This is a genomic window from Pseudoduganella lutea, assembly GCF_004209755.1.
Lineage (GTDB): Bacteria > Pseudomonadota > Gammaproteobacteria > Burkholderiales > Burkholderiaceae_D > Rugamonas > Rugamonas lutea.
Genome location: NZ_CP035913.1, coordinates 4,820,627 through 4,833,467, shown reverse-complemented (window position 1 = coordinate 4,833,467; position 12,841 = coordinate 4,820,627). Strand labels below are relative to the sequence as shown.

At 63.2% G+C, this 12,841-nt stretch carries 12 protein-coding genes; 4 read left to right on the top strand and 8 right to left on the bottom strand.

Annotated elements, in window-relative coordinates; translation table 11 throughout:
• Window positions 1-254 precede the first annotated feature (254 nt).
• Both EWM63_RS20630 and EWM63_RS20625 read left to right on the top strand, forming a co-directional pair.
• The gene (locus EWM63_RS20630) at window positions 255-638 is read left to right on the top strand and encodes a BlaI/MecI/CopY family transcriptional regulator (RefSeq protein ID WP_130188214.1); all 384 of its coding nucleotides are present in this window, start codon (window positions 255-257) and stop codon (window positions 636-638) included.
• 298 nt (window positions 639-936) lie between these two features.
• Entirely contained in the window at window positions 937-2,946 is a 2,010-nt protein-coding gene (locus tag EWM63_RS20625; protein WP_165390877.1) for a putative bifunctional diguanylate cyclase/phosphodiesterase, read from the top strand.
• 172 nt (window positions 2,947-3,118) lie between these two features.
• On the opposite strand, the gene EWM63_RS20620 is transcribed toward EWM63_RS20625, so the two are convergent.
• Complete coding sequence (locus EWM63_RS20620; protein ID WP_371861110.1) at window positions 3,119-4,318, bottom strand: cation:proton antiporter; 1,200 nt, start codon at window positions 4,316-4,318, stop codon at window positions 3,119-3,121.
• Between EWM63_RS20620 and EWM63_RS31845 the strand changes: the two genes are divergently transcribed.
• On the top strand, window positions 4,317-4,460 hold the full coding sequence (locus EWM63_RS31845; protein WP_165390876.1) for a hypothetical protein: 144 nt from the start codon (window positions 4,317-4,319) through the stop codon (window positions 4,458-4,460). The two genes, EWM63_RS20620 and EWM63_RS31845, sit on opposite strands and share 2 nt — an antisense overlap.
• Window positions 4,461-4,548: 88 nt before the next feature.
• On the top strand, window positions 4,549-4,923 hold the full coding sequence (locus tag EWM63_RS20615; RefSeq protein ID WP_130188211.1) for a Dabb family protein: 375 nt from the start codon (window positions 4,549-4,551) through the stop codon (window positions 4,921-4,923).
• Between the two features lie 75 nt (window positions 4,924-4,998).
• Here EWM63_RS20615 and EWM63_RS20610 read toward each other — a convergent pair whose 3' ends face one another.
• The 7 genes from EWM63_RS20610 to sdhA all read right to left on the bottom strand — a co-directional run bounded on the left by EWM63_RS20610 (window position 4,999) and on the right by sdhA (window position 12,840).
• Complete coding sequence (locus EWM63_RS20610; protein ID WP_130188210.1) at window positions 4,999-6,072, bottom strand: hypothetical protein; 1,074 nt, start codon at window positions 6,070-6,072, stop codon at window positions 4,999-5,001.
• Window positions 6,073-6,214: 142 nt separating this feature from the next.
• On the bottom strand, window positions 6,215-6,712 hold the full coding sequence (locus EWM63_RS20605) for an NMCC_0638 family (lipo)protein (protein WP_130188209.1): 498 nt from the start codon (window positions 6,710-6,712) through the stop codon (window positions 6,215-6,217).
• Between the two features lie 159 nt (window positions 6,713-6,871).
• The gene (gene ltrA, locus EWM63_RS20600; protein ID WP_207221342.1) at window positions 6,872-8,233 is read right to left on the bottom strand and encodes a group II intron reverse transcriptase/maturase; all 1,362 of its coding nucleotides are present in this window, start codon (window positions 8,231-8,233) and stop codon (window positions 6,872-6,874) included.
• 445 nt (window positions 8,234-8,678) lie between these two features.
• A complete protein-coding gene (locus EWM63_RS20590; protein WP_130188208.1) occupies window positions 8,679-9,983 on the bottom strand; it encodes a citrate synthase in 1,305 nt (434 codons plus the stop codon).
• Window positions 9,984-10,024: 41 nt separating this feature from the next.
• Entirely contained in the window at window positions 10,025-10,306 is a 282-nt protein-coding gene (locus EWM63_RS20585) for an FAD assembly factor SdhE (RefSeq protein WP_130188207.1), read from the bottom strand.
• A gap of 33 nt (window positions 10,307-10,339) precedes the next feature.
• Window positions 10,340-11,050, bottom strand: coding sequence for a succinate dehydrogenase iron-sulfur subunit (locus EWM63_RS20580; RefSeq protein ID WP_130184894.1), 711 nt, complete (start codon window positions 11,048-11,050; stop codon window positions 10,340-10,342).
• An 11-nt stretch (window positions 11,051-11,061) separates the two neighbouring features.
• A complete protein-coding gene (gene sdhA, locus EWM63_RS20575; RefSeq protein ID WP_130184893.1) occupies window positions 11,062-12,840 on the bottom strand; it encodes a succinate dehydrogenase flavoprotein subunit in 1,779 nt (592 codons plus the stop codon).
• Window position 12,841: the final 1 nt, after the last annotated feature.

The following is a 12,841-nucleotide window of genomic DNA, read 5'->3' as shown; positions in this document are numbered from 1 at the left end:
GCACATCAAGTTGTGGGGGAAGGACCTCTTTGGTTGCCCGAAAGACAATTTACTTCCAAGCTTCCAGAAATAGCCACTTAGGATAGCACGCTGCATTGAGATGCAACAACCACCATTGAGTTAATTGGACACTGCCTGGTCATGAGAACGCAGGGAGAAACCCTGCGTTGCGGGTCGCAGGTAGACATTCCTTTCTAGATCATTTATTCTACTTCTCACGCTTTTCACGACGTTGCCATGTGCGCGCTACCACCATGACCAAGCTTCTGAAACCCACCGCGGCGGAACTCGAGATGCTGCGCGTGCTGTACGGCCTTGGGCCGGCCACGGCAAAACAGGTCCATGCGGCCGCGCTGGAAAGCCGGCCGGAACTGACCTATGCGAACGTGCTGCGCCTGCTCCAGGTGATGCATGGCAAGGGCCTTGTCACCCGCGATGAAAGCGCCCGCGCCCACGTGTATGCGCCGGCCCAGGAACAGGACTCGATGCAGACCAGCCTGCTGAAGGACCTTATCCACAAGGCCTTCGCCGGTTCCGGCAAGGCTCTGGTGCTGGCGGCGCTGCGCGGCGGCCACGTTACCGAGCGCGAACGCGCCGAGATTTCCACGCTGCTGGACGAGGATCGCCCCAGGGATTGAAGCAGACGGACTGAAACTTTCGGATTGAAAATTTTCACATCAAAACTTTCAGATAGAAACTTTCAGATAGAAACTCTCGCTCATCCTTCGATTGCAACCGCGCGTCACTCTCTACTGATTTCCGCCACACTCCTTCCCAAGCATCAGCAAGTTTCACGTAGCCAGTCTCGGCCGGCGGCCACGAGCCGCCGGCCGCGCGCTGGCAGCTGTGCTTGCATCGGGTATAACAACAACTTCAAGGAGTGACATGGTGGAAAGCGCGGCCGCCCTGGTCGGCAATTTGCCGTTACAGGACGTAATGGATCTGCTTGCTGGCACTTTCTATGTCCTGGACGAGTCCGGCTACTTCGTGCTGTGGAACCGGCAGCTGGAACAGGTCACCGGCCTGTCGGCTGAACGGCTCCGCTCGATGCACATGCTCGAACTGTTCGAGCCCGACACGCGGTCCCGCGTGTCGCGCGCCTTCTGCGCCGTGTTCCAGGGCGACGAACGCGTACAGATCGAAGCCCGGGTGCGCAACGCCAGCGGCGGCACCACGCCCTTCCTGTTCGTCGGCTCGCGGCTGTCGATCGAGGGCGACGGCCGCTACCTGTGCGGCATGGGCGTCGATCTCACGCGGCATTACCTGCAGCGCGACAAGCTCGAGCTGTTCGAACGCGCCCTGCTCGCCGCCAGCAACGGCATCGTCATCACCCGGCACGAAGGGCGCGACAACCCGATCGAATACGTGAACCCGGCCTTCGAGCGCATCAGCGGCTATACGGCCGTGGAAGCGATCAATCACGACTCGCGCTTCATGGCCGCCCACGACATGGACAACGAACAGCGCGCCTACCTGGCCAGCGCGATCGCGGCGCACCGGGCCGCCACCGTGGTGTTCCGCAACAAGCGCAAGAACGGCGAGCTGTTCTGGAACCACCTGTCGGTCACGCCGGTGCGCGACCAGGGCGGGCACGTCACGCACTTCATCGGCATCATCGAGGACATCACCGCGCTGAAGCAGCGCACCAGCCAGCTCGAGCATCTTGTCACGCACGATCCGTTGACGGGCCTGGCGAACCGCCTGCTGCTGCGCGACCGCCTCGAGCACGCGCTGCAGGCGGCCCAGCGTGCCGACGACAAGGTGGCCGTGATCCTGATGGACTTGAACAAGTTCAAGGAAATCAACGACACGATGGGCCACTCGGCCGGCGACATGGTATTGAAGCAGGTCGCGCAACGCCTGCAGTCTGCATTGCGCGAATCGGACACGGTGGCGCGCCTCGGCGGCGACGAATTCGTGATGGTGCTGGCGGCGCAGCCGAACCTGCGCTACACGCTGAAGATGATCGAACGGATCCGGCGCGCGATGGCGCCGGAGATGGACATCGACGGCAGGCTGCTGTCGGTGGGCGCCAGCATGGGCGTGGCCGTGTGGCCGGACGATGGCCGCACGGCCGGCGACCTGCTGCACGCGGCGGACGTCGCCATGTACGAGGGCAAGCACGGCGGGCCGGATGCGGTGCATTTCTATTCGCCCGGCATGGCCGACAGTTCCGCCGCCCGGCAACGCATGGAAGTGGCGCTGCGCGAGGCCCTGTCACGGGACGACCTGTACCTGCTGTTCCAGCCGCACGTGGCCGTGGGCACCGGCGAAATCCTCGGCATCGAGGCGCTGCTGCGCTGGCGCCACCCCGAACGGGGCGAACTGCTGCCCGCCGATTTCCTGCCCGACGCGGAAGAAAGCGGCCTGATCGTGCCTCTCGGCCGGCGCGTGCTGGAAGACGTGTGCTCCACGCTGCGCCGGCTGGCGGACCTGGGCTTCGCCAACATCCCGATCTCCGTCAACGCGTCGAGCCGCGAGTTCACGCAGCGCGATTACCTGCCCCACATCGCCCAGCGCGTGGCGCACCACGGCGTGAACCCCAGCCGCCTCACGCTGGAAATGCGCGAGGAGCAGTTGATGAACAACCCGGAACAGGCCACGCGGCTGGCCAACGGCCTGCAGGAACTGGGCATCCGCCTGTCCGTCGATGAATTCGGCGCCGGCATGAACAATCTCACCTGCCTGCGCCAGCTGCCGGTCAGCCAGCTGAAGATGACGCGCCAGCGCGTGCAGGAAATCAATGGCGTGGCGGGCAGCGGCGCGCTGGCGAAAACCATGCTCGACATCGGCAACAACCTCAATATCCGCGTGGTGGCCACCGGCGTCGAAACGCGCGACCAGCACGATTTCCTCGCCGCCAACGGCTGCAGCAGCGTGCAGGGCAACTACATCAGCCAGCCGCTCACCCGGCCCGCGCTCGAACAATGGCTCGCTGCGCATTAGCCCGCAGCCGTGGCGTTACGCTGCCAGGTGTCTGACACTATTTTCTGGGTATTTGTCCAGAAAATAGTGTCAGACACCGGTTTTCCCATGAGGCTGTCCCACACGCGAACCGGTGTCCGACACGTTTTTCCGGTAAAGGCATCCGGAAAAACATGTCCGACACCATGGCAGCTCAAGCCGCCTTGTACACCAGCTGCGCCACCGCCCGCAACTTCGGGTACACGGCGGGCACCGTCAACATCGTGCTCGCCACGGCCATCAGCAACAGCGCCGTGAACGTCTCGCTGGAGATGATCGCCTTGTCCAGCAGGATGTTGGCGAAGATGATCATCACCAGTCCCTTTGTCTGCAGCAGCCAGCCGATCACCGACGACTCCGCTCGCCCCCACCCCAGCATCCTGCCGGCCGCATGGACCCCGGCCAGCTTGCCCGCCGTGGAGGCCAGCAGCAGCACGCCGGCCGCCACGAACACGGCATAGCCGCCCACCGCCCAGTTGGTGCGCAGGCCCGTGCTGAGGAAGTACACCGGCATCAGCGTCAGCAGCAGCACCTGCCGCATCTTGTCCAGCTTTTCTTCGCCAAACCATTCCGCATCCATGATCGCGCCCGCCAGGTAGGCGCCAACCATGAAATGCAGGCCCGCCCAATCCGCCGCGAACGAGCACACGCACAGCCAGATCAGTGCGACGAACCAGCGGTCGCGCTCGGCCAGCTTTGCCATCAGGCGGCGGAACAGCATCGTCACCGGCACGAACAGCACGATGAAGCCTACCTGCCGCCCTACCCGCTCCCACTCCAGCAGGATCAGCGCCAGCACGCCCCAGATCAGCAGGTCGTCGAGGCTGGCGTAGCGCAGCACGCGCTGGCCCAGCGGCTGGCGCAGGATCGCCAGTTTTTCCATCAGCATGATGAGCACCGGCAGCGCCGTCACGGCGCAGGCCATGCCCACGCCCGTGATGAACTGCCAGTCGGCCGCCTTCGCACCGGCCCAGCCGTCGAACGCCAGCATGCCGCCCGCCGCCACGCACCCCAGCAGCAGCGGCGTGCCCAGTGCCAGGCCCGCGGTCATCGAGCTTTCGCGGCGGTACGCCCACGCCTTCTTCAGATCCAGCTCGATCCCGGCCAGCATCACGAACAGCATCACGGCCCACCATGCCAGGCCGTTCAGGCAGTTGATCACGGCCGGCGTGAACACGAAACTGTAGTATTCCGGGTAGGCCTTGCCCAGGATGCCGGGCCCGAGGATGATGCCGGTCACCGTCTGCACGACCACGAGCGGCGCCCAGTAATCGGTATCGCCGAGCCGCCAGACCAGGTAGGGAATGCCGACGATGGCCGTCATCGCGATCAGGAACAGTTCGGTGGTACCCATGTGCATCGTCTTCTCCCCGTGGCAACTGCCGCCACCGCCGGTTGCGATAAAAGCGCGACAAAAAATGCGGGTGAAACGATACCAGAATGGCAAGCCGATGAATACCGCCGAGGAAAAATTAAGTCAGTTGGCGCAACAGTGAAGGCCGTGGCACGACCGGTGCCCGATCTGCGCGCGGGGCCGCCGCACGGCGGTGTACGATAGACCGTCAATCACTCTACCGGACTGCCATGCTTGCCGAGATCCCCGATTTGGTCCTGCGTCATGTCGTGTTGTTTGCATTCAAGGACGATGCCGCGGCCGAAGCCGTCGACGCCGTCGTTGCCGGCTTCGGACAATTGCCCGATGCGATCCCCGGCATCGTTGCCTATGAAACGGGAACGAACGTGAGCCCGGAAGGCCTGAACGACGGCTACACGCATTGCTTCACGCTCACGTTCGCGAGCGCCGAAGCGCGCGACGACTACCTGAACCATCCCGCCCACGTCCGCTTCGTCAAGACGCTCGGTACCTGCCTGGAACGCTCGCTCGTCATCGACTACTGGGCGCAGCAGCGGCCGGGACCGGAAGAAGAACAGGCGCGCATCCTGGCCAGCGTGTCCTGAGGCGCGTTCTTCGTCACCGGCCGGGCCGGTGTCCGGGCGCCGCCAGCAATGCCAGCTCCGCGGCCACCCGCTGGCTCACCCATGCACGCTGGCCGGCCAGCGCTTCGAGGGCGGCCCTGCAGGCGGACGTCGACAGGTATTGCGCCTGGCGCGCGTCAGGCTGCTCGTAGCGTCGTGCGGTGCGATCCTCAGCCAGCCCAGGTAGCCGGCCCTGCGCAGCGGCGCCGCCGGCGATGCGGTGAAGCCCTGGATGAAAGGAAGATCGTCCACGTCGCGCAAGTCGGCAACCGACATCAACGCGGTGGCGAGGCGCCTGGCAGGCAGCGTGCCCGCAACTAGCAGCCCGCGGTAATGCGCGCGCAAGTCGAATCCCGTGTTCCGCAGATAGGCTGCCACGGCGATGCGCGTCCCTGACTGGCTGTCCAGCAGCGCGTCGATGACGGCCTGCTCGGCCACGTCGCCTGGCGACATCGACAGCAACCATGGCAGTGCCCGCGCCCGTACCGCACCGTATGACGACCGCATCGCCAGCAGGTAGATGTCGCGAGCTTCCGGCGATGCCTCGCCAGCCCGCGGCGCAAACGCATCCAGTGCCCGCAAGGCAAGGACGACGTCGCGCCGCGAATGCAGCGCCGCCAGCGCCAGCGTGCGTGCATCGACTGCGCGATGGCGTGCCAGCAGGTCGAAACTGGCGCGGGATATCTTCAAGGCGGCATCGCGCGTGGCATCGAACAGCATCGCCACGCCGATCTTCTCGAGCAGCGCGCATTCGAACCTGGCGATCCAGGCCGAATGGTCTTCCCGCAGCGCGCCGGCGAGTCGCTGCACGTCCAGCAGCACGCCCAAGGCAAGCGGCGCATCCGCGGCCACCAGCAGTTCCAGCATGGCGCACCTCGCGGCATGCCGTATCTGCGGTACCCAGTCGTTGAGCCGTTCGGCCACGTTCGGCAGCAGTTGCGCCAACCCCAGTTCGGTGCAGCGGATCAGCGCGGCTTCGCGCACATAGCCATCCCGATGCCGCATCGCATTGCGGATGGTATCGGCGTCCGTCTCCGAGCCCAGCGCACGGAGGTGTGCATTGAGGTGAATGCGTTTTGCCGGCGGCAGTATATTCGTCGTTGCCTGGCGCCGCTGGAACAGGCGCTGCATGAAAACGGTCCAGGTCATCGGTGCAATATACAACACCGGATGGCCGCCCGTTCCAGCCGGTTTCGTTGAAAACCATCGTGCCGGTCCGCCGGCACGATGCGGCCAGGTCGGGCATCAACCATCGGGACCAGGCCTCCCCTGATCACTGCAGCGTGATGGCGACGTTGAACGTTCCCTGACCCTTGTAGGTACTGAATGTCCACGCCGCGAACGGCTTGCCCTCCTTGCTGATCCGGTACATCACCGTCGACTGGTTGCCCGTGCCGCTGACATTTTCGGTAGCGACCGTGAACGGCGTCGATGCCGGCGGAAGCCAGCTTTTCAGGTGTGCCCCCGTGGCTTCGGGATTATCGCTCTTTGCAAATACCGTGCACATGCGCCTGCCCCGCTCCACCACGAGCGCCAGGTCGCGAGCGGCATAGACGTCGCCCTCGCCACCCTTGCGCATCAGGCGTTCCTTGAACTCCGGCGCCGCCTTGAATCCACGGCCAAGGGCGGCGGTCCGCACGGCGTCGGGATTGCCGAACGTGCTCATGCAAAGGTCCACGAACGCCTTCGACGGCACGTCGGGGGCCTCGGCCGCCGCCGTGCCCAGCACACCCAGCAGGACGGCCATTGCCGCCGTCGATCGATGTTTCATGGAGTTTCCTTTGCTAATCAGTGGCACTGACTATACATGATCCCATGCAGCGGAATCAGTAGAGGAAAGATCGGCATAGGGGCGGTCAGCATTGCTGACCGGTCCCCTGCCAAACCACCCGGCATGCGGGTCCGCACCGGGCGGTTCGAGTAGTTGAGGTTAAGTGAGGCGTGGCATGCCGAGGCGATCAAAGTAAGCGATCGTCAGCACGTTATTTAGAGCAAATCGGCTGTTGCGCCACCAGCGGCGACTGTTCTGCGCCACCCGTAACGCCACATTGGGCGTTGCCCCGAGATTGAGCAGCTCACGATATATCGTTTTCGCTCGTTTCCATTGTTTCAGGTGGATCGCCCGCATTCGATGACGCATCCATTCATCCAGTTCACGCCAGATTCCTGGAGTTTGCGACAGTCCAAAATAGGCTTTCCATCCCAGCACGTAGGGGCGGAGTTTGTCGATTATCTCGCTGATGCTGCGGCCACCGGACCGGCGAGTAAGTTGCCTGATCCGTTGCCGAAACGTGTCTTGCGCTTTGTCCGACACAGCCCGTTTGACCGCTCCTTTCTTGGTTGCATAAAGCTCGTACCCCAGAAATTTGCGGCCTAATGCGCTAGCCACTGCACTTTTCGATTCATTGATCTTCAGGTGCAGCTTGTCGTATTGACGCTTGAGCAGGGCCATCACCCGCTCGCCAGCTTTCTCACTGCGCACATACACGTTGCAGTCATCGGCATAGCGGGCAAAGCGGTGGCCCCGGCGTTCCAGTTCGCGATCCACCTCGTCGAGAAGCACGTTGGCCAGCAGTGGAGACAGCGGCCCGCCTTGCGGCGTACCTTCCATTCGCTGGCTTACCATACCGCCATCCATGATTCCCGCGTTCAGGTAGGCGCGCACCAGCCGGATCACTCCGATGTCGTTCACGCGTTTCCGTAGGCGGTCGATCAGGATATCGTGGTTGACCCGGTCAAAGAATTTCGACAGGTCCACATCGACCACGACGCGGTAGCCTTCCTGCACATATTGCTGTGCCCTGAGCACGGCATCATGCGCACGGCGGCCGGGCCGAAACCCATGGCTGTGTTCACTAAAGGTAGGGTCGATCAGCGGTTGCAGCACTTGCAGCAGTGCCTGCTGAATCAGACGGTCGATCACGGTGGGTATCCCCAGCTCACGTTCGCTTCCATCCGGCTTCGGAATGCCCACACGCCGCACCGGCATCGGCCTGTACGTGCCTTCCAGCAGTTGTTTCTTGATGGTCGGCCAAGCGTGTTTCAGATGTTCTTGAGTCTGGCTGATATCCAGCCCATCGACACCTGCGGCTCCCTTGTTCGCCTTCACGCGCTTCCACGCGCGATGCATGTTTTCCCTCGCGAGCGCTTGCGTGAGCAAGTTTCGCCCTGTGTCTTTCGTTTTCTGCCGCGTGAACCGGGTTTCATCACTGGAAGCTTGGGACGAGGCTTCACCCCGCCTTACCGCGACCCGCTCCGCTTCTGCGGACATCTGATGCCTTACCCGATTCATCGACAAGGTGTCGGACACTCCTACTCGTTTGGCCCTTTGCCTCTCAGAAAAAAAAAGAAGCTACTACGGCCTCTGCTGACTTCTCGCTCCGTGCTGCCACGTCGCCCTTTCAGGCATGAGGCGAGATCTCCCCAGGTAAGAACGCACTCCTTCACTGCACAACCGCCAGATCTACGCCACTTCGCCTTGACCACAAGAGCTTCGCGGTTACGTGCCCGCTCGCCCTGCTCGGCAGCGCCTTATATCCGATTCTTGTCCATCGGCTCGCAGTTTCGCTCCACGCTTCCTCCCCACAGTCGGTCACCCTTCCGCAGTTGCGCTTCACTTCGCTTGCTGTGGTCAGCTCGCGGCGGGACTTTCACCCACAAGAGTGCGCCCATGCTGGGCGCACACGAAAAAAAAGCGGGCCGAAGCCCGCTTTTCAGTGCACCGTAACCGATGACGATTACTTGCGATCCTTCAGCTTCGGCACGTCGCGCACCGTCGAACCCACGAACAGCTGGCGCGGGCGGCCGATCTTCTGTTCCGGATCGGCGATCATCTCGTTCCACTGGGCGATCCAGCCGATGGTACGGGCCATCGCGAAGATACCGGTGAACATCGAGACCGGGATACCCAGTGCCGATTGCACGATGCCCGAGTAGAAGTCGACGTTCGGGTACAGCTTGCGGGACACGAAGTACTCGTCGTTCAGCGCGATGTCTTCCAGCGCCATGGCCAGCTTGAACAGCGGGTCGTCCTGCAGGCCCAGTTCGTTCAGCACTTCGTGGCAGGTTTCACGCATCAGCGTGGCACGCGGGTCGAAGTTCTTGTACACGCGGTGACCGAAGCCCATCAGCTTCACGCCCGAGTTCTTGTCCTTGACCTTCTCGATGAAGGACGGGATGTTCTCGACCGAGCCGATTTCCTTCAGCATCGTCAGTGCCGCTTCGTTGGCGCCGCCGTGTGCCGGGCCCCACAGGCAGGCGATGCCGGCCGCGATACACGCGAACGGGTTGGCGCCCGACGAACCGGCCAGGCGGACGGTCGACGTGGAAGCGTTCTGCTCGTGGTCGGCGTGCAGGATCAGGATGCGGTCCAGCGCGCGCACCAGCACGTCGTTGACCACATATTCCTCGCACGGGTTACCGAACATCATGCGCATGAAGTTGGCGCTGTACGACAGGTCGTTGCGCGGGTACATGAACGGCTGGCCGATCGAGTACTTGTAGGCCATGGCGACCAGCGTCGGCATCTTGGCGATCAGGCGGATCGCGGAGATTTCACGCTGCTTGGCATCGTTGATGTCCAGCGAGTCGTGGTAGAACGACGCCAGCGCGCCGACGGTGCCGACCAGCACCGACATCGGGTGCGCGTCGCGGCGGAAACCGCGGAAGAAGAACTGCATCTGCTCGTGGACCATCGTGTGCTTCGTCACGGTGGTCACGAACTCGGCCTTCTGCGCTTCGGTCGGCAGTTCGCCGTTCAGCAGCAGGTAGCAGCTTTCCATGAAGTCGGCGTTCACGGCCAGCTGCTCGATCGGGTAGCCGCGGTATTGCAGTTCGCCCTTGTCGCCGTCGATGTAGGTGATCGACGAGTTGCACGCCGCGGTGGACATGAAGCCCGGGTCGTAGGTGAACTTGCCGGTCGCGCCGTACAGCTTGCGGATATCGATGACGTCCGGGCCGACGGTGCCCTTGTAGATCGGGAATTCGATCGGGGCGCTGCCGTCGGAGAACGACAAGGTAGCTTTGTTATCAGAAGTATTCATGGCTCTTCCTTCCTGGATGAGGTGCGGCTATTGTAAAAAAATCAGGCGCGGCGCAGACGACCCAGCAGTGCATGCACATGCGGCAGATCGAGCTCGCCTTCCGGCTCGCTGCGCGCCAGCACCAGATCCATCAGCGCATTGTCCGACAAGTCGAGAAGCCGCGTCAGCGCGTCCACTTCTTCGTCGGTCAATTCCGTCTCGTGCGCATCGAGAAAACGGGTCAGTATCAGATCGTTTTCCAGCAGCCCCCGCCGGGACCGCCAGCGCAGGCGGGCACGGTTGGCGGGGTCTTCCTGATGCGAACGGTTGTCTTCAGTGTTCATTGTTTCAGTGATTCGTAGCATGGACCGGGCGGATCAGATCGCGCGGCGGACCATCAGTTCCTTGATCTTGCCGATGGCCTTGTTCGGGTTCAGGCCCTTCGGACAGACGTCCACGCAGTTCATGATCGAGTGGCAGCGGAACAGGCGGTACGGGTCTTCCAGGTTGTCCAGGCGCTGGCCGGTGGCTTCGTCGCGCGAGTCGGCGATGAAGCGGTAAGCCTGCAGCAGGCCGGCCGGGCCGACGAACTTGTCCGGGTTCCACCAGAACGACGGGCACGACGTGGAACAGCACGCGCACAGGATGCATTCGTACAGGCCATCGAGCTCTTCGCGCTCGGCCGGCGTCTGCAGGCGTTCCTTCTCGGGCGGGATCGAATCGTTGATCAGGAACGGCTTGATCGACTCGTACTGCTTGAAGAACTGCGTCATGTCCACGATCAGGTCGCGGATCACCGGCAGGCCCGGCAGCGGGCGCAGGATGATCGGTTCGGACAGTTCGTTCAGGTTCGTCGTGCAGGCCAGGCGGTTCTTGCCGTTGACGTTCATCGCGTCCGACCCGCACACGCCTTCGCGGCACGAACGGCGCAGCGCCAGCGAATCGTCCACGTCGGACTTGATGCGCTGCAGCGCGTCCAGCAGCATCTTGTCGGTGTCCTTCAGCTCGACCGTCAGGTCCTGCATGTAGGGCTTGGCGTCCTTGTCCGGATCGTAGCGGTAAATCTTGAATTTCAGGGTGCGTGCCATGTTTTGCTACCTTAGAAAGTGCGTGCTTTGGGCTTGAAGGTTTCCACCGTCAGCGGCTTGGTGACGACCGGCTTGTACTCCAGGCGGCAGCCTTCGGAGAACCACAGCGTGTGCTTCATCCAGTTTTCGTCGTCGCGGTTCGGGAAGTCGCTGTGCGCATGCGCACCGCGCGATTCCTTGCGGGCCACTGCCGACGTGATCGTGGCCTTGGCCGTTTCGATCAGGTTGTCCAGCTCCAGCGCTTCCACGCGGGCGGTGTTGAACACCTTCGACTTGTCCTTGAACGACACGTGCTTGCGGCGTTCGTCCAGCTTCATGATTTCGTCGAAGCCGGCTTTCAGCAGGTCGTCGGTGCGGAATACGCCGCAGTATTTCTGCATCGTGGCGCGGATATCGTTGGCCACGCCCTGCACCTTTTCCGAACCGGTCGAGGTTTCCAGGCGGTTCAGGCGGTCCATCGCGAAGTCCGACGCATCCTTCGGCAGGTCCTTGTGTTCCTTCGCCTTCAGGTTCGAGGCGACGACGTGGTTGCCGGCCGCGCGGCCGAACACCACCAGGTCGAGCAGCGAGTTCGTGCCCAGGCGGTTCGCGCCGTGCACGGACACGCAGGCGCATTCGCCGATCGCGTACAGACCGTTGACGATCTTCTGCGAACCGTCGGCAGAAGGTGCGACCACCTGGCCGTGGATATTGGTCGGGATGCCGCCCATCTGGTAGTGGATCGTCGGCACGACCGGGATCGGTTCCTTCGTCGCATCGACGTTGGCGAACTTGTGGCCGATTTCCAGGATCGACGGCAGGCGCTTCTCGATCGTCTCTTTACCGATGTGGCGCAGGTCGAGCAGCACGTGATCCTTGTTCGGGCCCACGCCGCGGCCTTCCTTGATTTCCTGGTCCATCGAGCGCGACACGAAGTCGCGCGGCGCCAGGTCCTTCAGCGTCGGCGCATAGCGCTCCATGAAACGCTCGCCCTGCGAGTTGATCAGGATGCCGCCTTCGCCGCGCACGCCTTCGGTGATCAACACGCCCGCGCCGGCCACGCCGGTCGGGTGGAACTGCCAGAACTCCATGTCCTGCAGCGGCAGGCCGGCGCGTGCCGCCATGCCCATGCCGTCGCCGGTGTTGATGAACGCGTTGGTCGATGCGGCGAAGATACGGCCGGCACCACCGGTGGCGAAGATCGTCGTCTTCGCCTGCAGGATCATCACGTCGCCCGTTTCCATTTCCAGCGCGACCACGCCGATCACGTCGCCTTCGCTATCGCGGATCAGGTCCAGCGCCATCCATTCGACGAAGAAGTGCGTGCGGGCGCGCACATTGCGCTGGTACAGCGTGTGCAGCAGCGCGTGGCCGGTACGGTCGGCCGCGGCGCAGGCGCGCTGCACGGCCTTCTCGCCGAAGTTCGCCGTGTGGCCGCCGAACGGGCGCTGGTAGATCGTGCCGTCGGGATTGCGGTCGAACGGCATGCCGAAGTGTTCGAGTTCATACACGACCTTCGGCGCTTCGCGGCACATGAATTCGATCGCGTCCTGGTCGCCCAGGTAGTCGCCGCCCTTGACCGTGTCGAACATGTGCCAGAACCAGTTGTCCTCGGCCATGTTGCCCAGCGAAGCACCGATGCCGCCCTGTGCGGCGACGGTGTGCGAACGGGTGGGGAAGACTTTCGACAGCACGGCCACGTTCAGGCCAGCTTCTGCCAGTTGCAGGGAGGCGCGCATGCCGGAACCGCCGGCGCCGACGATCACCGCGTCGAAGCGGCGGACTGGGATGGAAGATTTGATTGCTGCCACG